General features: G+C 41.7%; 11 protein-coding genes. All 11 read right to left on the bottom strand.

From position 1 onward, the window contains the following. Positions 1–144 precede the first annotated feature (144 nt). Positions 145–519 (bottom strand): TnpV protein, encoded by a 375-nt coding sequence (locus tag DW922_RS05080; protein WP_001129922.1) that lies wholly within the window; start codon positions 517–519, stop codon positions 145–147. After that, positions 500–2,614, bottom strand: coding sequence for a hypothetical protein (locus DW922_RS05085; RefSeq protein WP_243032062.1), 2,115 nt, complete (start codon positions 2,612–2,614; stop codon positions 500–502). The genes DW922_RS05080 and DW922_RS05085 overlap by 20 nt, the downstream gene beginning before the upstream one ends. Before the next feature lie 47 nt (positions 2,615–2,661). Continuing rightward, a complete protein-coding gene (locus tag DW922_RS05090) occupies positions 2,662–3,159 on the bottom strand; it encodes a restriction endonuclease subunit S (protein ID WP_114002933.1) in 498 nt (165 codons plus the stop codon). Continuing rightward, the gene (locus tag DW922_RS05095) at positions 3,156–4,889 is read right to left on the bottom strand and encodes a class I SAM-dependent DNA methyltransferase (protein WP_114002932.1); all 1,734 of its coding nucleotides are present in this window, start codon (positions 4,887–4,889) and stop codon (positions 3,156–3,158) included. Before DW922_RS05095 ends, DW922_RS05090 begins: the two co-directional genes overlap by 4 nt. A gap of 24 nt (positions 4,890–4,913) precedes the next feature. Further along, a complete protein-coding gene (locus DW922_RS05100; protein WP_028086451.1) occupies positions 4,914–5,129 on the bottom strand; it encodes a helix-turn-helix transcriptional regulator in 216 nt (71 codons plus the stop codon). Positions 5,130–5,429: 300 nt separating this feature from the next. Continuing rightward, on the bottom strand, positions 5,430–8,180 hold the full coding sequence (locus DW922_RS05105; protein ID WP_114002931.1) for a YodL domain-containing protein: 2,751 nt from the start codon (positions 8,178–8,180) through the stop codon (positions 5,430–5,432). A gap of 81 nt (positions 8,181–8,261) precedes the next feature. Continuing rightward, on the bottom strand, positions 8,262–15,593 hold the full coding sequence (locus DW922_RS05110) for a DEAD/DEAH box helicase family protein (RefSeq protein ID WP_118440695.1): 7,332 nt from the start codon (positions 15,591–15,593) through the stop codon (positions 8,262–8,264). 3 nt (positions 15,594–15,596) lie between these two features. After that, on the bottom strand, positions 15,597–15,905 hold the full coding sequence (locus DW922_RS05115) for a hypothetical protein (protein WP_026648905.1): 309 nt from the start codon (positions 15,903–15,905) through the stop codon (positions 15,597–15,599). 73 nt (positions 15,906–15,978) lie between these two features. Beyond that, on the bottom strand, positions 15,979–17,079 hold the full coding sequence (locus tag DW922_RS05120) for a DUF5688 family protein (protein WP_026648906.1): 1,101 nt from the start codon (positions 17,077–17,079) through the stop codon (positions 15,979–15,981). 6 nt (positions 17,080–17,085) lie between these two features. Further along, positions 17,086–17,226 (bottom strand): hypothetical protein, encoded by a 141-nt coding sequence (locus DW922_RS17570; protein WP_164651566.1) that lies wholly within the window; start codon positions 17,224–17,226, stop codon positions 17,086–17,088. A gap of 72 nt (positions 17,227–17,298) precedes the next feature. Next, the gene (locus DW922_RS05125; protein WP_073106996.1) at positions 17,299–23,595 is read right to left on the bottom strand and encodes a SpaA isopeptide-forming pilin-related protein; all 6,297 of its coding nucleotides are present in this window, start codon (positions 23,593–23,595) and stop codon (positions 17,299–17,301) included. Positions 23,596–23,626 lie beyond the last annotated feature (31 nt).

Here is a 23,626-nt window from a genome sequence, read left to right on the forward strand (position 1 = left end):
GTTTATTTAAGAATACCTTGCCGCATATTTATTAACTCCTTGTATAATACTGAATCTAATTATATTCCTTAACCCTTTATTTGTCAAGCTGACAAACTAAAGCAGAAAAAGCGGCAGGATTTCCCCCTGCCACTAATCATCTGTTTATGCAAAAATAATTTCCTTTTCCACAATCTCCCTCGCACAAGCCCTTATGTTATTGAGGCATCCTGTCCATTCTAAGGCGTTTTCTGCCTTTAGCTGTTCCGTTATGCCCTGTGCCTGTTTCATACCCTCTATGAGCCTTTCAAAGCGTTCCTGTGCCTGTCTGTTGATGTCGGCAAGGTAGGCGTTTAGCCTGCCGCTTGTAAGAAGATTGGTGTATGTAACTTTACGGTACTGTTTTAGATAATCTAAATGCCGTTGCCCCCAGATGCCTATTGCCTGTTCTTCTTCGGCGGGTACAGTTAAGCACGGTATCAAATAATCCCCTTGCCTTTCGTATTTGCCGCCCAGTTCCTCAAATAATGATTTTGCCATTGTCTGTTACCTCCACATTCTTTTTTATTTTGAATGTCCGCAAAATCCGTCCTACATCTATGGGATTACTTGGAAGATTCCAGTGCATAATCACACGACAATAATTATGAAAATCCAATCCTTCCTGTCCGATTGATGTTGTGGCGAGCACAAATGGACGCATTGGTGAGTTAAAGGCATTTCTGATATTTTCTTTACGCATGACTACCTTGGAATTATCTCCTGCATCCTTTGTAAATCCAACTGCATAACTCGACCTTATTCGACATCCATCACTCTTCCTGTCAGCTCCGTTAATACGTTTTTTGAAATCAGGATAAGTATCAGCGATATAGGTGGCTGTATGTATCTTCAATGAATCCATCATCATGTCATGCACAATCTGATACTGATTTCCATCCGACTGAAAACCTGCTGTTTCTTTCAGCATATGGATATATTCATCAATCATTGCCTGAAAACAGCCATCTTTACAGTATTTAAGTACATTCTGCCAATGGGAATTATCATCCCTGCATCTGCCATAAGCAAGATCAATGATAGCTGTTGACTCCGGCAAATTGAAATTATTGACAAATACCTTTGCAAGCGATGTTGCTCTGGCTGTGCTTCTTCCATTAGAACGATAAATGCATATTGCTGGCGAACCCAGTACCATATTTACCAATGTTTCCAGAAGATCCTCCGGCTTTCTTCCAAGATGAATCTCCTCCGGGGCATCCAAATAACTTCTTAGCTTATCAATATGAGCAATAAAGCCCTTATTTCTCTTATCCTTTGAACTGCTTCTGACCTCAGATGTTGTATCCTCTTCGTCTGTATTCATTTCCCACACAATATCCTCTATCCAATGCTTTGCATAGATGACTCCATCCATGAGCATCGGTGCAAGATAATACCACCTGGCATCTTCCTTATTGTTACCCGAATCACCATACTTTTCTTCGATTATCGCAAGCTTCTCTTTCAGTTTCAGCCGTACAGATTTCTCTATTACTTCTAATGATTCATGATTATTCAATGACTCAATCGGTAAATACATATCAGAAAGTGTCTTTGAAGGATAAAGCAGTGCAAACAGACTCATGCCTCTTACTTCTCCATTTGAAACATTAAACCTGAGCCTTGCCACCGGGTATCGTCTCGAACCTTCCGCAAAATACCCCGTATTCTTCTTATCCTGATTCTTTATCTGATGTACCAGTTTTCCAACTGTAAGTCTTTCCGCCTCATAGGAAACAAGCGCACCTATCATTCGTGGAACCATCTCCCATGCAGAAAATACAAGTATTTTTGAAAAGCCTTTGCTGTTTTTATATGCTCCCTGCATCTCATAATATGGCAGTGATGGAGGAATCCACAGATATTTTTCTGCACCGCCGGTAAATGCTTTTTCTTTCAGTGCCTCAAGCCTTGCATTGGTTTTCGGCAGTTCATCATATTTATTGATTTTATTGCGATTCAGCCACAAGAGACATTGTTCTCTTTCACTTCCAAATTCATCTGGATGTTTTATATAATATTTTTCAATCTGCTCTTTAATCTTATATTTCTTCATAAAGGACATAAGATACGGACAGCTCTTTGCATAATCTACCGGTAAAGAATGATTTGAATCCGTTTTTGACAACAATCGTGACATCTGTATATAGGAGTTTATGTCATTTTCATCTATTTGCAAATGATGCTTCACGCTGCTGTCATCCGTATAATCACCGGAATCCATGACAGATATACGCTCTGTCCTGCTGACTCCCTGATACATGGCATTTTCTGCCAGCTCCTTCATACGGATAATTGCACTGTCCCCTGCCTTCAACTCACTTAGAGCATGGGAATAATTCTTCCACACTTCCTTAAATTTAATGTCTTTGACTTCATCATCAAAAAGAAAGTTCATAACCTGAAAAAACTCTGCATAATGCTCATCAAGCTGATTTTCATCTATCTCTTCAAGGGTAGAATACAATTTATATGGTGTAGCCGACAACAGAAGTACCCTTGTATCATGTCCACTAAGGAAACTGTGTGCAAGAATACCAAGCTCACTGTCATCGGATGACAAAAGAAACTTAAATCTCTGAAACTCATCCATGATTACCAGATCCGGCTCAAGCATAGATACACTGATTCTCGCAAACATCACACGAAGCTTATCTTTTTTTGCTCTTTTATATTTCTTGGATATGCAATATAGGAATTATTCATAATTCCCATTGTTACAAATCCCATTGTAGTCTCATGAGTTTGCGATTTTATTGATTCTGTAAGTGCCTGCAAATAATAATATGAAAACATCTTGTCCATATCCGAAACCAATTTAGTTTTCCAAATGTGATAATGATAAATCACCTTTTCTTCATTCCAAATATATGGTCCATATGACATTGACCAAGCATAAATCAAATCTCCCTTTTCACAATACTTATCAGGCTCCAATTCTAAACTTGACGAATACCAAACTGGATTTGAAAATAAATTGCCCACCCTCAAAATTCTATAAGTTCCATCTTCTTCGAATTCATTATCCTTAAATGCACGTCCATTTATAAGTGTAAATCTATATTTCTGTTTACAACAATTCCAATCTTTTGGTATCTCTCCAATCCATTCTACTCCGCTATCTCTCATCTCTCTCATAGGTCAAATACCTCCTCAAGACTTCCAGATAATTCTATCTCTAAATCCATAATCTCTGTCATGATTTCTGCAGATGGTCTTGGTGCTTCATACTTGTAGAAATATCTTGTAAACGGAATCTCATATCCCACCTTTGATTTTTTCTCATCAATCCATGCATCTGGTGCAAATGGCAATACTTCCCTCTCAAAATATTCTTTGATATCCTCTTTCAAAGGTACATTTTCTGTATCTCGAAGATTTTTATCGGGCTGTTTTTTACCTTTTTTTAGAACAAGATTTCCCTCGTCATCACGGAGCGGTCTTTCTACTGTTATCTTTGTATAACCAAAATCCTCGTTATCGTAAATCTGGCTGATTTCACTCGCTTTAAAATCACCATATATCTTTGTAATCTCAGCGATATCCTCCTCAGATATATCATTTCGCTTATTTCCCAATGCTTTTCTTCTCTTCACAAACATCTCATTGGCATTGATAAGCTGTACTTTCCCCTCTCTGACTGTACCTGCCTTTTTATTTGACAATACCCAGATATAGGTTGCAATTCCTGTGTTGTAGAAAATATCATTCGGTAAAGCAATGATTGCCTCAAGCAAATCATTTTCAAGGATATGTCTTCTGATTTCAGAAGGTCCGCTTCCTGCATCTCCTGTAAAGAGTGGTGAACCATTATGAATGATTGCAATTCTACTTCCACCCTTATCAATATCTTTCATTTTTGATATTGCTGTCATAAGGAAAAGCATCTGTCCATCGCTTGCAGCCGGAAGTCCTGCTCCAAATCTTCCTCCAAAGCCAAGCTTAGCCTCTTCCTCTACTTTTGCCTTTTCATTCTTCCATTCACGTCCAAACGGCGGATTTGAAAGGATATAGTCAAAGGTACTGCCTGCAAACTGGTCATCCGATAATGTGTTTCCGTCCTTGATATAATCAGCATTGTTACCCTTAATCAGCATATCAGCCTTACAGATTGCAAATGTCTGGTCATTGATTTCCTGACCGAACGATACAAGCTCTGTAGATGCATTCAGACTATGTAAATATTCCTCTGCTACAGAAAGCATACCTCCGGTTCCACAGGCAGGATCATAAATTGTCTTTGCCACATTATTGCCAGAAAGGATGTCATTATCATCATAGAAGAGAATATTAACCATAAGTTGGATAACTTCTCTTGGAGTGTAATGCTGTCCTGCATCTTCATTATGAGACTCAGAGAATCTTCTTATAATTTCTTCAAAAATATATCCCATTTCAAGGTTAGAGATTTCATTCGGATGAAGATTTCCTCTGTCTGTTGTATATTCCTTTAAAACAATATACAGAATCCCCTTATTTGCCATCGTTGTGATGTGTCCATCAAACTTAAATTTTTCCAGAATATCCCGCACATTTGCTGAAAATTTATTCAGATACTCTCTAAAATTCTCCTCAATGTGGTCAGGATCATCCATAAGTCTTTCAAATGTATATTTACTTGTATTGTAAAAATCCTTTTTTGAAGCCTTACGAAGTAAAATATCTTTCATTGGAAGATTCTTTACTTCATCGTATTTCTGTAATACCGCATCCTTCGTATCTGAGAGAATACAGTCAAAACGTCTGATTACTGTAAGTGGTAATATAACATCTCCATATTCATGTGGTTTATATACACCGGTAAGCTTATCTGCTATTGCCCATATTAGGTCTGCTTTCTGATCTATTTTTGCACTTCTCGTAGCCATTTACATTTTCCTCCATAAGGTAATTTACTTTTCTTTGTTATCTGGTACATAGTCAATCAAATCTCCAAAGTTACAATCCAACTCTTTGCAGATTTTTTCCAAAACAGATAGTTTCACCGACTCGCAGTTTGTCATCTTTGCTATTGTACTGGAGCTAAGACCAGTCTTGGCACACAAATCTCCTTTTTTCATTCCGTGGTCAATTAACTGTTTCCATAATCCATTATAACTAATTGCCATCCTCTTTTCCTCCGTTTAATGTGCAATCAATATCAAAATTATTTTATCACACAAAAAACTCCTTGTACAATTCGCATTTACAAATATCACATATCTTTTTTCAAATATTGAATATCTTTTTTAATTTATTCACAAACCTTTTGAATTTATCTGCTACAGATACTCTTTTCCTAATTGGTGTGGTTAGAAGAAAAACATCTCCAATCTGCTTTCATTATAACGTTCAATCCATATTTACGCATTAAAAAAGGATGCAGGGATTGACTCCCTACATCCTTCATTAGAATTATAATATTATACTTATCTCACACCCCGATCAGCCCCTCTCTCCGGCTTATCTTTTCCCTGCTTTTCTTGAATAATCCTCTTATTAATCTCAAGCCGTTCATGAATGGATAATTTCTTATCTTTTCCAACTACCGCCTGCTTCTGTTGTACCTGTTTCCTATCTGCTTTTCCTGCATCCTTGACCACTGCATTCGCTTCGGTACTTGTTCCCCGCTCATCTGCTCTTCCTTCATTTCTTTCCGTTATCTGCTGTTCTCGTCTCTCTTTCACACCTTTTTCTTCCAGATTGCAAAAGCTCTGCAGATACGGAAGCACATGATTCTGCATGTCTGTCAGATCTTCCATATATTTTTGGAACTCTTCACTTCCTTTACCTTTCTGGTAATTGATCCAATACTCATCTGTAAGCTTCATTTCATTATCATACTTCAACTGACTCACAATACCGCCATGTCCATTTCCAATATCTATTGACTTCTTGAAATGATGCAGCATCTGTTCACCTTTTTCCGCATAATATACAGTCACATATATCTTTGTGATTTTTGTAGGTTCCTCTGTCTTCGAATCACGTTTTGCATACCATTCTTTATCCATTTCTGCTGTTTTTGCATCCAGCTCGGATAACTTCTGACATCTTGGATTCATGAGAGCACTTTCTTCACAATAGTTTACATACACCATTGGTTCCAGATTCTTTGGAAACTCCGGCTCATAGACTTTCAGTCTTTCAATCAATACACCTGCACGCACAGACTGGTCACATTCTTCGTCTACAATATCCTTCAGATAAGAAATATAAGAATGTGTATTGCCACTCTGCAAATCCAACATCACCTCTTGTACCGTATTTTCTCCCGTCTCCACATTATCTCGATACTCATACGGATCAAAAGCTTCTGCAATCTCATCCAATGCCTCTGCCAACTGTTCTGTGGTCATCTTCTCTGGATACATTGCTTCCCGAACATCCCGCATTGGTACATACTTATAGTCCGGCAATGCATCATGAATTTTCTCAATCCCTTCCCGTATCAGTGCAAGTTCTCCATAAAATCGAACATCGTCCATCAGATTTCCAAGTACTGTATTTCCTTTTACGATTGCAAATTCAGCATCATCATAGTAACTGTCTTCCGGATCACGATAGATAATCCCCATACTGCATACTCGATAGGCATTCTCAGGATTCTCCCTATATTTTTCATAAACCGCAGCAATCTGATTAACATCGGTACTTTTTTCATAAGCTCCCATATCATGGAACTCATCACATTCTGCGGCAAAGTATTCCAGATACGGTTCTTTCTTCGGTGGCATATTATTGAGGACATTATCAATCATGTTATAATTTGCCTCTTCCAGTTCTTCTACCTTTGCCAATGGCTTATATTCGCCCTGGCTTTTCTGAATCTCTGCCATTACAACCTCATCCATTTCTTCTACCTTTTTCATCAACTGATCATAATCCCCACGGATGCGTTCTCCAGTCCATCCTTCGTCTTCCAAAAGTTCCTCTGCCGCTTCTTCAATAGAAATTTCACCATTTTCATAGACGCCACCATCCATCAGGCGGAAATCTTCATCGTAAAAGGAATAATCATATCCTCCTTCTGTTCTCTGAATAGCAAAGTAACGTTCTCCTACCTCATATGCCAGTTCACTAAGAACCTGTTCTTCCAGATTCAGGAAAGAATCTAGCTGTTCAAAACTGATACTGTCTACAAAATGAGCGGTTACCTTTCCCCCCTCATTCAGAACTACGATATCACTGACAGACAGGGAATGTCCTCGAAAGTCTTCTGGTCTGTCGATGTTGAATCGTTCAAATATATCATCTAGCGACATATTTCCAAATAATTCTCCCACATAGACCAGTTCATAGTCTTCTTTTTTAATCTGCATCCCGTGACTTTCAATGAAGCTCATATTCATAAACGCATAGTTTTCACCTGGCAAACCATCTCTTATTTGATAAATACCGAATGTTCGTCTTGTCCCTAATAGCAGATTTGCCTCTTTCAAAGACTGAATCTGCGGATATTTCTGCATCTCCCATTCCAAATTGCGGAATCGTTCCAGTTCTTCTGTAGACATCTGATAATGCTCCGGACCTCGTTCAATCTCCATTCGCTCTGTAACATAGATTGGTGATGAAAAATTGGTAATCAGATAGATATCTGCTCCGGCATCATATAATTTCAGAGCTTCTTCCTGTCCAATCACATTCATCGGCTCCTGAAATGCTCCAAAATCTTCATCTGCATAATCCAGATCCTGATCCCTTATCCGTTCCCACATCTGTGATTCCATGCCAAACAGCCCTTCATGTGCCTGTATCATTTCTTTACTTGCATACTCTCCCTTGCTGCCATCACTACCCAGGCAATAGATTTTAGAACCCATTCTGTGATAATCCAGGGCTGCTGCTTTTCTAAGCGGCACCATATCCTCTGCTGTATATCCATAATCCCGAAGTTCCAGCTTGCCTATGGTTGGATCTGGTAAGTCCTGAATATCCATTTGGGCATCATCCAGAAGTTCCTCTACTCTATCTTCATCTGACCGATTGACTGCATCTGCCAGATTTCTTACCAGCGTCCTTACTTTCTCTTCTTCGCCAACCAGATTTGCATATTCAAAAATCTGTTCTTTTACGTCCGCTGGAATTGCTATTCCCATGTGTTCTGCACGGTCTATTTGTTCCTGTGTATATTCCTGCATTTTCTGCGTTTCTATTCCTGTTATCATGTTTCTCGCCATATAAGTTCCTCCTGTATTCCCAAAAGTGGCATAACCGGCAGAACATTCTTTCTACCAAATTATGCCATCTTTCCTGTTTTCTTATTCCAGACCGAAGTCCCTTTTTCTATCTTCCCTGCCATTCTCGCTTTCCCGCTGGCTTTTTTCTTTATAAATCTGCAATTTCTCATGGATAGAACCACGTGCCGGTCGTTCTTCTTTCTCTTTCGATTCTGACTGCTCTGCTTCTGTGTCTTCCCGTTCATCCATATTAAGAAGGGCATTTAGTTCTGACAGTCGCTCCAGTTTCTGGTTCAGTTCCTCTTCTTTTGTGAATGGCTTTCCAACTTCCTCTTTGGCATTTGTAAGCTGCTCCTGTACCGTTTCCAATCGTTGCTCCGCTTCTGCCAGTTTCTCCGGATAGCTTTCCAAAAGATTATTGATACGGGTGATATTTCCCAGGGCATCTGCTCCCAGATGAACTTTCGATACCGATTCATGCTTCACAGACAGGATAAACTCCTTACTCCAGCTGTCGAACTGGATTCTCATGTTGAATCCCTGATAGTTTCCGATATCCATTGCTGCATCGACTGCTTTCATGTCCTTGCAGACTGCCAGTAGTGCCGCTCCTGCTTCTTTCTTTTCTGTAAATACTTTGCCGCTGATCTCCATGGAAAACTGTTCTGGATCTGTGATTTTATGCTCCTGATAATGGGCAATATCCGCTTTGTAGCTATCAATAGTCTCGGTCAATTTTGCAATCTGCTGTGGAAAATTTCTTGCAATATCATCTTCCAGACGGTACTGGTTATTCATGTGATTGGCTTTTAAAAGTTTCAGTTTTGCCACATCCACGTCCAGTGCCATCTTTTCTTTTACTGCCGGATTTCCAGTTGCCAGTGCCTTAACCTCTGCATAGGACAGTGCCGCTTCGTCCACATCTTCGCAGCTTCTGACCGGTGCTTTGCTCGTCATAATCTGGGAGATGAACTTCTGTTTATTTTCGATCAACTGCCACATGTAGCTGTCGAAGGTGGATTCTGTCACATACCGAAAGATATGAACCTTTTTATTGTGATTTCCCTGCCGGATGATACGTCCTTCCCTCTGCTCCAGATCAGACGGTTTCCAGCCAATATCCAGATGATGCAGAGCAATCAGACGATCCTGCACGTTGGTACCGGCACCCATCTTTGCTGTTGAACCAATCAAAAAACGAACCTGCCCAGATTTTACTTTTCCAAACAGCTCCGTCTTCTTTGCTTCGGTATTTGCATCATGAATGAATGCAATTTCTTTTTCCGGTACACCTTTCGCCATCAGCTTCTGTTTCAAGTCATCGTAAACATTGAAACTGCCATCGCCTTTCGGTGTGCTCAAGTCACAAAAAATGATCTGCGCCGATTTCTGTACAACTGTATCTTTCCAGATTTCATAGCTTTTTTCTGCACAGACCGACACTTTACTGCCCGGATCGTCTGGCAATAGTTCATTGACCAATCGCTGATCCAGTGCCAGTTTTCTTCCGTCATTGGTAATTTTCAGCATATTGTCTACACTAGCATCTACGCCACCGTTTCTTACCACTTCCGCACGCTCTCCTAGGCTTGCTACGATTTCTTTCTGCTGTTCTGTTGGTTTCAATACTACAGTTTCGTATTCCGCTTCCGGTACTGGAAGATTCAACTGATCCGAAGTCTTGATATCTGCAATCTCCTTGAACATATTCATCAGTTCCGGGATATTATAGAATCTGGCGAATCTGGATTTTGCTCGGTATCCGGTTCCTTCCGGTGCAAGTTCAATGCTGGTCACAACCTCTCCAAACGTGGATGCCCAGGAATCAAATAATCCCAAGCCCATATTCTGTAATTTGCTGTTCTGCAGATATCTCTGCATGACATAAAGTTCCGTCATGCTGTTGCTGATCGGTGTGCCCGTTGCAAAGGTAATGCCTTTTCCACCGGTAATCTCATCCAGATACTGACATTTATTAAACATATCTGCTGATTTCTGTGCTTCGTTCTGGGCAATTCCGGCTACATTTCTCATTTTTGTATAAAGGAACGCATTTTTATAACTGTGTGCCTCGTCTACATACAGATGATCCACTCCCAGTTCTTCAAAGGTAACTACATTATCCTTTTTCTCTTTCTGATTCAGCTTCTCCAGTCTTGTCATCAGCGTTTTTCTGGTCTTTTCAATCTGCTTTACCGTATAGCGGCCGCCATCCTGCTCATATCTTGCACTCTGGATTGCGATTTCCAGATCGTCAATCTGCTTCCGCAGCATGGCTTCCTGCCTCTCATCAGAGATTGGGATACGCTCAAACTGGGAATGACCGATGATAATCGCATCATAGTTTCCCATAGCGATTCTGGCACAGAACTTTTTCCGGTTCGCCGGTTCAAAATCTTTCTTGGTTGCCACCAGGATATTGGCTCCCGGATATAACTGCAGGAACTCGGCTCCCCACTGCTCTGTCAGATGGTTCGGCACGACAAATAGATTCTTTTGTGATAATCCCAGACGTTTGCTCTCCATTGCAGCCGCTACCATCTCGTAGGTCTTCCCAGCTCCTACTACATGAGCCAGAAGCACATTATCCCCGTAAAGCTGATGTGCGACAGCATTTTTCTGATGTGGGCGAAGTTCAATTTCCGGGTTCATTCCTGGGAAAGTCAGATGACTGCCATCGTATTCACGGGGACGGATACTGTTAAACCGTTCATTATAAACTCTTACCAGTCTTTCACGTCTCTGTTGATCTTTGAAAATCCAATCCTTAAATGCTGCTTTCATGGCATCCTGTTTCTGTGATGCCAGCATAGTTTCTTTTTTATTGAGGACACGAATCTCATCCCCATTTTCATTGACACTCTTATCATAGATACGAACATCTTTCAGATTCAGTGTATCTTCCAGAATCCGGTAAGCATTTGCCCTCTCGGTTCCATACGTTGCATAGGCAAACGCATTTCTTGGACTGTCTGCATTTTTCCCGGTAATCCGCCACTCACCATTCACCTCAGAATATTTTACCTGTATCTCCTTCTGTGCAAGATACCACGGAGTATGAAGCAGTTCCCTCATAAAGTCCTGATAATCCGATGGTTCAATCCAGGTTGCTCCAATCCTTACTTCGATTTCAGATGCTTCCAGTTCTCTTGGCTGAACTGCTTCCAATGCACGGACATTCGGTGTGAATTCCGGGTGATTCTCTGCAAAGGTTCTTGCTGTGTTTAACTTCTCCCTGACATTTCCAGATAAATACTCATCTCCACTCTCCCACTGGTCTGTCAGTGGGTTCTTAAATATAACTCCAACCAGTTCCTCCGTGATTTTTTCTTCTGTCTTTCCTGTCAGCTGTGCCATATAGGACAGATCCACCTTTGCTCTTTCATTCAATGATAATGCTAAGGCTTCTGTCGCAGTTTCCACACTGGTTACCGCCACTGCCTTTTTGATGGTTCGTTTCGTAAACATGTCTGCTTTTCGCTTCAATGTTCCATCTTCGTTCAGGTCTTCCAGAGAACACAACAGACAATAAGAAGCGTCATCAGAAAACGCCCGCTTGTTTGCATTACTTCCGATGACTCCATACTTTGCTGTGTAAGCATCATATACTTGATTCAATTTCTCCTGCTGTTTGTGAATTTCTTCATCTGTTACGGATTCTTCCATCTGCATGGCAATCAGTTCACGCACCGTGTCTCGGATCTCCACCATACCTTTTACACGTTCTGCAGTAGCGGCAGGCATCTTTACCTGATTCATCAGAGAGTTAACACGGTAATATACCTGATCATCTACAACCGCATAACTGTAATTACGAACATTCGGATCTGCCGGGATACTCTCTGGTACATCATCCAGTTCTGCATCCACATCAACTGCAGGTGCCATATTTCCATGAATATTCCTGACAGCTTCTGCAAGCTGGACTTCAAGATCAGCACCTTCTATCGGCATACAGGTTGTTTCCATACCATACGGACCGGATACCTCTTTCATCTCACCCAGAATCATTTCCGGATGGTCTGCAAAATACTGATTGACCGTAATTCCATTGGCATCACTTCCAAGATTCACCCACTCCGGCATCTCTTTTGTCATGCTGTCACGCTTCTGGAAGAATAAAATATCTGCACTGACTTCCGTTCCTGCATTTGCTTTGAATGCTGTGTTCGGCAGGCGGATGGCTCCAAGGAGATCGGCACGTTCTGCCAGATACTTTCGGACTTCCGGTGATGCTTTATCCATGGTTCCTTTTGTTGTGATCAAAGCTGCCACACCACCCGGACGCAACTGGTCGATTGTCTTTGCCAGAAAATAATCGTGAATCATAAAATTATAGCGGTCATATTGCCTGTCATTCACTTTATAAGCTCCAAATGGCACATTTCCGATTGCCACATCGAAGAAATCATTCGGATAATCTGTCTTCTCAAAACCTTTAATCTGGATATTGGCATCTGGGTAAAGCAGTTTTGCAATTCTACCGCTGATACTGTCCAGTTCCACACCATAGAGTTTTGACTGGTTCAGCTTCTCAGGAAGCATTCCAAAGAAGTTACCAACACCCATGGATGGCTCCAGGATATTTCCTTTTGTAAATCCCAGATTTTCCAACGCCTGATACATACTTTCAATCACGATTGGCTGTGTGTAATGGGCATTTAAGGTAGAAGCTCTGGCTGCTGCATATTCTTCCGGTGTAAGGACTGTCTTTAATTCCAGATATTCCGTCTCCCATGCGGATTTTGTTTCATCGAAAGCATCAGCAAGACCTCCCCAGCCTACATATCGGGATAAAATCTCCTGTTCGTCTGGTGTGGCATTGCGGTTTTCTTCCTCGCATTTCTTTAAAAGCTGGATTGCCATGATATTAGCACGGAACTTTTCCTTTGGTGTTCCCTGTCCCAGTTCATCATCTGTGATATGGAAGTTTGTTGCTGGAATATCAGACTGTTCTGGTGTTATATCTTCCTTTTTTTCTGCATCTTCTACTGCTTCCGGTTGTGTCTCAACTTCCGACGGTTCCTGATTTTCCTCTCGTATTTCCTGCTGATCAGAGCCTTCCTGCTCCACTTCCAAAGCCTGCTGAGCTCCTTCCAGATCCGCCTGTCTCTGTGCTTCCTGCCGTTCTTCATACTTTTCCAGTTCTTCCGGTGATAAGAAATCATCGGTGCGAATCAGCTGACGGACACGTTCTGCAACCTTATTCCACTTTAATAGAACTTCTACATCTGGACTGCCAATCTTCCCTTTCGCAAGTTTTAATCCTTTCGCATCATGGGAAGCATCGGATTCATACGCTCCCGGTATCCCAGGTGCTGCTCCACCTGTACCATACTCATTTTTCAGAAACTCAGCTGCATCCTTTATATCGTGATGTTCCATGAAATACTCATAGATCCGATTCCGTCCTCCGGCAGTGATCCCGCCTCTTCTAAGGACTGCATCTATCTCATCCTGTGTGATAAAGGAAAGGGCCGGACGTTCGACCGTAAATTTCTGGTCTACCCAGGAACGCTCCCTCTGGAGATCCTGAAAACGCTGGAAATATTCCGGATTATGCTGAATCTCCCACCTGCGATAATCTTCTGGATTCTCATCCATATCTTTCTGCAGCCATTCAAAGCGATGGGCAATTGCATCTGCTTCCGCTGAATCTGTCCAAGCTTCCCGCACGACATCCTGCCAATCCGAATATGATTGCTGCTCCTCCCGGTTTCTGCTGGTATCCCGAAAATGGAGTGCAAGAAGATTGGTCATTTCTTCCTGCTCCTGTTCAATGGCGTTATTGGAAATCAGATTATCCACGTAACTTCTATCCTCATACATATCCCGGATTCTGTCCGCCGCTTCTTCCCACGTAACCATGCGATCAAAGTTTCTTCTGGCGGAATCTCCCCGTCGGATACGGATACCATCATTGTCATACCAGATACTGATTTTCTGTCCATCTATGGTAAATCCTTTTCCACCTGTTTCATATTCCTCCTTCAGGAAGTTCTGCATTTCTTCATTATCCAGACCTTCAATCAGTCTTGCCGTAATATGAAACAGTGTATTTTTCTGTCCACTTCCCGTGCGGAGAATATCATCTACTACTTCATCAGAAATAAGAAAAGCGGCTGGCTGTTCTAATGCAGCTGCCGCTTTCCTTATTTCTCCTAACTGTTCCTCTTCTGTCGGGAACAGACTTAATTGTAAATAATCTCCTGAATTACCAGTTCCTCTGCCTGTGCTTTGATCTGGTTCATGTGTCTGGTCCATGCCATCCCGTCTGCCATTTTGTCCGGTGCCGGGTTTTTCTCCAGAAGTTCTGACATCAGGTTGTCTACTCTCTGCCTTGCCTGGCTGTCGATTTCCATCAGATGACTGTCCAGACGGTTCTGTAAGGTCAGAATGTTGAATCTGGCTACTTTGTGGTTTCTCAGATACTCTTTCCTCATCAATCCGTACTTCCCGATCGTTCCTCTCGTCTCCTCCAGACTGATATCCGGAATCTGGTACTCTCCATTCTGGCTGTAAGTGATCTCTCTCATGCTCTGTTTCCTCCTTATTTTCTCCTCTATCTTCTGTGTTCCTTGTTTTGCTTTCACGAATTAACGTGTTAAATTCATTATAAGCTACTTCTTTTTCTTTTGCAACCGTTTTCAGATCTTTTTCCAAGTCATTCAACACATATCGTCCAATCTGCATCAATACCGGTCTGCTGATCTCATTCACAGAACTTCCAAGGTGTCCAATAACCTTTAACTGGTTAAAATCTGTAATATGACGAAAATCCTCTGCATCAAGATATTCCTGCACATCCAGTCCGCATCGGTTCAGTAACACATACCAGACACTGTTTGTCATCAGTTCCCGGAACTCCACTTTCTGATTCTGTTCATCCAGATCTTCCAGAAAAGTGCCGGCTACATCCATTTGCAGTTCGTCGAAAGCATCCGGCAACCAGGCCTGCACACTTTCTTCTGCCGCCTGGTGAAGAACCTCTGCTAATCCTCCCTCTGTTGCTTCCAGTGCCAGCCGCTCCTGCAGATAATCTGCCACCAGTTGTTCTCCTTCTGGATTAAGATTCCATAACTGCGGATCTCTGCCCAGATTTTTTACCTTATAAGTATCCTGCACATCAAAAACATATCGGAGTTTCGTTTTTGGTCCGGATGTGTTATCTATCAGGGCAATTCCTTTAGAACCCTTTTTAATCCATCGGTACATCTTCTGGTTCCAGATTTCCATGGATGCCACGGCTGTTGCTCCCGGACGCTGTGCATAGATCAAGAGCTGTTCCGGAAAAGTGTACCGGTACAGCCTGGATGCAGTATTTAGAAACCGCATCCATTCCTGCGGATTGGCAGCAACATCCTTTGCCACTTCCTCCGTCAGAAGTTCCATTGCATATAATTTATTTGCCATCTGTTACTCCCTTTCTTCTTCCCACTTTTCTTCTACAACATCGGCAATCCGTTCCATTGCCCTTGTCATAGAAGGAAAATTACTACTGTTACTTGCTTTTCCAATCTGATCAATAAGAAATTCCGGCATATCTGCAAGTGCTCCGGCAATCATAGCCTTTACCCGGATATCCTCCAGCATAAGAAGCTCTTTTACACCAAATTCTTCACCAAATACATCCTGATATCTCCGTAAGTCATCCAAAAGATATTCCGGTTTTAAATCTCTATCCATTTCCTTTCTTTTATCATCACCATATAAACACCAGTCCATATTCTTTTCTCCTCCATCTTCATAAAATTAGGGACTGCTCACACAGTCCCCTCAAAATCATCGTTATTTCTCGTTATAATACTGAGGCAAGGTCTTTCGCCCTATTCTTTGGGATTGTATCTGTCCCTTTTGCTTTGATCTCCGCCTTGGCTTTCTCCAGTTTTCCATGGATTCCACCTTTTGCTTCTGTCCTCCCAGTTGCTTTTTCTGCTGCTTTTTCTTTCTCCAGACGTGCTTCCCTGCGTTCGGCATTTTCCATAACTGCTGTCTTTCCATCACAGAACTGAACCTTATCCGAAAGCTGTTCCTGCCTCTCTACCTGCGTCTCATTGACTTCCTGTACCATGGCATTTAATTCCGGTACTTCAAACATTCCGTTATCAGGAAGAATCAGCACCTCATGAATTGAAGAGGGAAGAACAAAATAATCACTTCCCAGGCATTCACCGATCTGCTTACGAATATCTTCCTGCAGTAACAGTGATGCACCATTCATTTTTTGTGCATTTGAAAGACAGAACATTGGATTTTCCATTGCTTCAACATTCAGTTTTTCATTCAAAAGATTTTCTGCTTCTTCACCAAAAATCATGGATTTTATCATTTCATTCATGTCCATCAAAACAACACCACGATTTCTGTCTGCCGCCACTGCATCTGCCTGGATTTGTTCTGCTGTCACACCCCATTCATTCATAAGATTGACAGTAACCGGAATACTACCAATTCCTCCCTCGTTTTCTTCCACATTCACTGCGTAATATGCTGCAAAATCTCCATGTTCGGTAACAACTTTATCAGCCAGGCGTTCTTCATTCCATTCCCGGTCACAGATTCTCACCTGTAATTTGTCCTTCATTTTTTCATAATCCAAAATATCCGGAAGACCCATATTGATAAATGCCGCTTTGTCCTGCACTTCAATACGCATATCTGCCACATCACCCACACAGGAATCCAGATTTTTTCCATTGACATATTCCATATAAAGAGAATCCAGATATACCATCGGCACAGCTCTTTGATCACCCTGTGGAATTGAAATGCCAGTCAACCTTAATCCATTATTTTTTGCAACTTCTTCAATACGGATTTCTCCATTCTGATATGAATCCGGCAAATAGTCTTTTACATTATCTTTGACATATTCATAAAATTCTTTTCTGTTCATCATACGCTTTTACCCCTTTCTGATCATGTGATGGTTCATTCTTTTCCTGCTGACCATCTGCTCGGCTTTTTTCTGATAAGCCATCATTCTTTTTAAAGTTCTCTCCTGGTTCTTTCTTGCTTCCTGTCTCTTTTCCATTGTTTTCATCATATTTTTCTGTCCCTTTCTGTGAATTTTTGTATTTTAAAGGGAGCCCTGATTCAGGGCCCCCTTTACTGAGGATTACTGTTTTCTGATTTTCTTTCTGCTGATATAAAGTCCTGCCATGCCTCCGGTAGAGATAAGCAGAAGCAGAATCGGCAGCCAGATATTTGTGTTATCTCCTGTCTTCGGTGCATCTGATACCTTCGTCTCTTCATGGGACTGCGGCACATCTGGTGTGCTTGGTGTTTCCGGAACTTCCGGTTTCTCATTTGTCAGATTGAAAGTAACTTCTACAACCGGCGTACTGTCGTCTGCGTAGGCAAATGTCACTTCATGCTTGGTCTGATCCAGTGTGTATCCATCCAGTGTTTTTGTCTCCACCAGATAATACTTGATTGCTGTATCATATTTGCCGTTCTTGAATGCGGCAATCTCATACAGCTTACTCTCGGCATGACCGGCAGCATCTGTTTTTAAGGTTTCCAGGACCTTTCCTTTGCTGTCACGGAATTCAAATTCTACTCCTTTCAGCGGTTCCCCAGATGATTTATCTGTCTTATTGAGAATGACTTTTCCCTTGGCAGTATCATCTTTCATAACCACTTTCTGGATTTCTCCAGTATCCTTCACCTCAAATGTCACATCCGATGTCAGAAGATATCCTTTTGGTGCCTGTTCCTCTCGTAAGGTGTATCTACCAATTGGCAGTTTTTCAATATAGTGTGCCTCCTCTGTGGAAGTCCAGCTCTCTACTACCTGATCGTCCTTATCAAGAATCGTTAGTTTTGCACCAGGAATCTCTGTATCTCCTGTGATATCTGTCTTGCTGATCTGAACCTTGGTCACATCATCTTTCATCTCATGCTTCTGAATCTCAGCTGTATTCTCAACCGTAAAGGTAATGCTCTCTGCAGTAACATATCCGTCTGCCGGTTTTGTTTCCGTCATGGTATACTCATTACCTACAACAAGTTCTTTGATCACATGAGATCCTTCTGTAGAAGTCCATTCATCCACAACATTTCCATCTGCATCCGTCACTTTCAGGTGTGCACCTGGAAGTTCTTTGCCTGTGGTCAGGTCTGTTTTTGTCAGTTCCACTGTGGTCGGCTGATTTTCAAACGTAAAATCATAGCTTACTTCTGCCTGATCTTCTCCGGCATATTCAAAGGTAAACTCCTGCACTTCTTCCGTTGTCACAAATCCGTCCGGTGCACTGTTCTCTTTTACATAATATTTTCCATCTACTGGAAGATCTGCCGCAAAAGTGATCTGTCCTTTCTCATCGGTTGCTTTCTGCTCGATGAGGGAATCTTTCTCAAGCAACACATCTCCGTTTACATTTTTGATATCTTCACTGGTATAAAGGCCGAAGACGCCGCCTGCAAGAACACGGTCTGTATCTTTTTCTTTCTTCAGAACAGTAACCTTTACTTTCTGACGGGTATTCTGCCATTTTTCATCATAAGTGATTACCGGTGTGTCCTGATCACGGTAGGAAAGATCAACATATCTCGGTTCTCCATCCAATACATAGCCATGGGCAGTTTTAACTTCTTTCACATAGTATTTGCCTGCCGGGAGATTATCCATCTGTGCAATACCATTGGAATCTGTAGTAATAGTTCCTACTTTTTCATCTGCTTTGTAATAATCTTTGCTGACACCATCTGCCGCTTTGATATCTTCCGCAGCAAATACATCGAAAGTCACATCTGTAAGGCTTCCGGTTACATATTCGAAGAGATGCTCCACAGTGCCTTTTACATTGTCCAGAAGTGTCACTTTATCCAAAAATTCTCCATTTTTGTTGATGATTAAAAGTCCTGTCGGCACTTCATCTTTCATCTCTACCTTCTGAATCTCTGCGGTATCTTCCAGTGTGAACTTCACATCCGTTGCTTTCAGATATCCATACGGTGCGATTTCTTCACGAAGGGTATATTCCTCCCCAACGGTCAGTCGTTTAATCACATGTGGCTGGTCTTTTACAGAAGTCCACTGATCTACGACATTCCCCTCTCTATCAAGAACGGTGAGTTTTGCTCCATCCAGTTCCACACCTGTTGTCACATCTGATTTTGTAATTTCAACCGTTGTCGGCTGATTCTTCTTCACTGTTTTCAGTTTTACTGTCTTCACGTCCTGTCCCTGATAAGAAGCATCCAGATTCAGAACTTCATCGGAAGAAACGAATCCTGCCGGTGCCTTTAACTCTTTTACATAATACTGTCCGAGTGGCAGATCCAGCGTACAGGAAGCAATTCCATCTTTATCAGAAGTCATTTCCTGTAACAGGGTATCAGCGTTGACAATGACTTTGCCTTCTGCTTTGATATCATCTTTGTTATAAATGCCAAAGACTGCACCTTCTACCGTTGCTCCGTTTTCTGCATCCTGTTTTTCTACCTGGATTGCAACTTTCTGTCTGTCATCACCAACAGTCACTTCCTGTTCGATCACAGGTGTATCCTGATCTGCATAGACAAATGCTACATCCGATCTGTCATGGTTCAGAACAAATCCTTCCGGTGCTGTTTTTTCTACCACATAGTAAGAACCAAGCGGCAGGTTATCTGCAACTGCTTTTCCGTCTTCCCCGGTCGTTACCGTTGTTACCAGAGCATCTTTTGCATAAATCAGCTGTCTGTTTCCATTTTCATCTTTCTGATAATCCGGTGTGTAGATATTTTCCGCTGCATAGACGTTAAACTCTGCACCTTTCAGATATTTTTCTTCATAAACAAAATCCTTTTTGAATCCACTCAGCATCTCACCTTTTTTATAGATCGTCAGCTTTCCTTTTACCGGATGATTCTCGTAATCAACTGTGATAATGGCATCGCCGCTTTCTGAATCCATCTGATAAGCAGTGTTTGCATCAACAGCAATCTCCATATAATTCTTGTTGATTGTGTACCCTTCCGGTGCGTTGACTTCCTCAATCCGGTAATGTCCGATTTTCAGGTTCTTTGGCATGATCAGATAACCCTGACTGTCTGTAAAATAGGACTTGTGTGTGGTTGTCACAGGATAAGTAGTTACCTGCTCCACGTATTTTTTGTTATCCAGGTCATATACCTTAAATTCTGTTCCTGCAATCAGGACGGATTTCTTTGTTTCATCGTCTTTTTTCACAATTTTCAATTTTGCCTTGAACTCTTTGTCCAGAAGCACACGCCAGATCTGTGGCTCATTCGGATGGTTCTCTGTGATATTCACTTCAAAATCATCGACTGGCTTGTAATTGTGTGGTGTTGTTGTTTCACGGACAATATAGCTTCCAAATGGTAATGGAATACTGCAGGCATAACCTTTTTCATCTGTAAAAATCTCAGTAGCTCCGTTTTCTCCACTCACTACTGGTTTAGCAGAATCAAAATCATAGCTTCCATCTGCTTTCTTTGTAAGGGAAGATTTCAGATAAACTGTAAATCCGGCTCCGGATAACAGATCTGCATCGGTCTTTCCATTGTTGGCTGCTTTGATAATCTGGAACGGCTGCTTGATCACCTGTTCACTGGAAATGCATTCTCTTTTTACTTCTGCAGTCATATCACCTTCATAACTACATTCAAGATCATGTTCTTCTGTATCTGCCAGGTATCCGGTCGGTGGTGTGATCTCCTTGACGTAATATTTGCCAAGATATAAGCCATCTACAGAAGCCTGTCCTTTTTCATCCGTTGTAAGAGAAGCCACCTGTTCCCCTGCTTTATAAATCACACCGGTTGCTCCATCCGGATGCACGATATCTTCACGGGCATATAATCCGTAGACTGCACCTTTCAGTGTTGCATCGCCCTGCGGAACGGCTTTTCCTGTTTCTTTATCAACTTTGAATAAATTGATTTTTGCTGTCACACGGTCATTGCTGAAGGTATGGGCGAAAGATACGGTTGCTTCTTTATCATTGGTGTAAGAGAACTTGAACGTATACACGTCTTCTGTATTTCTTACATAGCCTTCTGGTGCCTGGTCTTCTTTTACGGAATAGGAATGATTGATAGGCAGATCTGCTGTGAATTTTGCCTTTCCATCCTCACCGGTAGTGGCTTTCTCAATCAGGGTGCCTTTCTTTACAACAACTACACCATCTGCATTTTTGATATCGTCTGCCGCATACAGGGCGAAAATACCACCTTCCAGCGGTTTCTTTGTATCTTTATCCTGTTTTACTACAGTGACTTCTGCTTTCTGACGCTCATTGTTGAAGGTGACATCCGCAAATACAACTTCTTTATTCTGTCCGGCATAAGTCAGCGTCACTGTCTTTTCTTCGCCGCCATTATAGAAGTTGTCCGGTGCTTTTGCTTCTTTTACCACATAAGTTCCTAGATGGAGATTCTTCAGGGTAACAGAGCCATTCTCACCTGTTGTCAGATTTTCTTTCACCAGATCACCTTTGCTGTACACTTTTGTACCATACGCAGTCACAATATCTGCTCCGGCATACACGTTGTAAACAGCATTTTTTTGTCTGCGGTTCTCATAATGGAATACGGTTCCACTCTCACTGACTTCTGCTCCGGTAAGCACCTGACCTTCTTTATAAACAGTAAGCTCTGCAAGCTGCTCCTTATTTTCCACGGTTACAGCTGAGGTCTTACTTGCTACCAGTTTTACATTTGTTGCCGTTGCATTTACTACATATCCCTGTGGTGCTGTGATTTCTTTCAGATAAACGGTATCCTGTGTCTTGATAATCGTAACAGAGGATTTTCCATTCTTATCTGTTGCAGGCATCTGAGTGATCAGCTTTGTACAAGCCTCATCGCTGTAAACGCCAAATACTGCACCTGCAAGATTGACATTCGCTGTATCGTCTTTCTTTACGATTTCGATCGTAGCCTGTTCAATCCATGACACCTTTAAGCTTACATATTTTTCATCAGCAACACCTTCTCCAAATACAAATGCCAGATCCTGAACACTTGCATTCGTAGTCAATTTATATGCTGAATAATCTTTTGTAATACTTCCCTTCATTTTTGCAGAAAAAGTATCACTTACATCTCTTGTCTGTGTCAGAGGAGCTGAGAGATAAAACGTGGTTCCTCCTCCAATTGTTACGCTTGCACCTGCCGCACTTACGGTTCCAGTAGATACATTATGGAGCTTTACTCCTTTTGGTAAGTCCATTGTGATTTTCTGCTGGGAAGATGCGTTGAACTTAATGTTCTCCGTTCTCTGAACATTTCTATCTACATAAGCTTTTACATCCGGCTTTGAAAATGACATCGCTACATCTGGTATTTCCGGCTTATTCACACAATAATTATAGAGTTCTTTTGCCAAAGCCTCTCCTGTAGCATTGGTTCCGTAAAATGCATCACTGCTTCCGTTGGCATATGATGCAGCCATGTGAATGATGATGAATCTTTTTCCTTCTGAAAAATCCGTGTGTTTATTCGCAAAAAAGCTTTCGCTCCCTGCGGCATCTGTGCCGTAATAACACACTTTTGCTAACGCCTGATTGTCTCCAATCTTTGTAATTGTATAATTTCCAGATCCAGGTCCTGGCTTAGCTGGCTGTACACAATACGCAATTGCTCTGACGTTTCCGTAGCTGATATAGTACGGCTCTGTCAGATAGGTTCCAAGATTATAATCTGCATATCTATACAGTGGTCCTTTTTCAATTGTTACCTGCTGTGTACTTCTTGCTGAATAAGCTGAAACTGCTTCAAATGTTGCAATCTCTCCCTCTTCCATAGCATCAAGATCCACACCTTCGTCTCCTGCCTGTTCCAAAACATCATGAAGCTCTAACCCTGATTCTTCATCATAGGTATCCTGATTCTGTGCCTGCTCTACTAAATCATCAAATTCATCAGCGTCAATATCGGTAATCTCCGAGTCTGCTTCTGAATCCTCCGCTTCCTCTGTCTGCTGTTCACTGCCAGCGGTTTCTGATTCGGTCACTGCTTCACTCCCTGCAGTTTCAGTCTGAGCTTCTGTTGCTTTCTCACGCACAATCAGTTTTCGGCTGATCTGGTACTTCGGATGCTCTTGATTTACCGGTTCCACATAATAGACCGCTTTGTAAGTGTCCGCATGATCTGTCGTAAAATCCTCATCCTTGTCATTCTTTGCTTCCTCAAATGTGACTTTGACCTTGTTATCATCCTTGATTTCCAGTCCCGTGTAATCTGATTTCACATCAAATACACTGCCTGTTTCAATTTCATAATCTTTGGCAGTCACCACCTCATCTTCATCCAGAAGGTCTTTCACTTCCTCATAAAGTGGAGGTTTTTCCTCTGGCTGGATCTCCGCTGCATATGCCGTCATCGGAGACAGCACTGTACTAAGCATTGTCATGCCTGCCAGCAAGCCAGATACTACTTTTCTAAAATTACCTTTTTTCTTCATGCTAAGGTCCTCTCTTTCATATATTTGTATT

Source organism: Clostridium sp. AM42-4 (genome assembly GCF_003480105.1).
GTDB lineage: Bacteria > Bacillota > Clostridia > Lachnospirales > Lachnospiraceae > Brotaphodocola.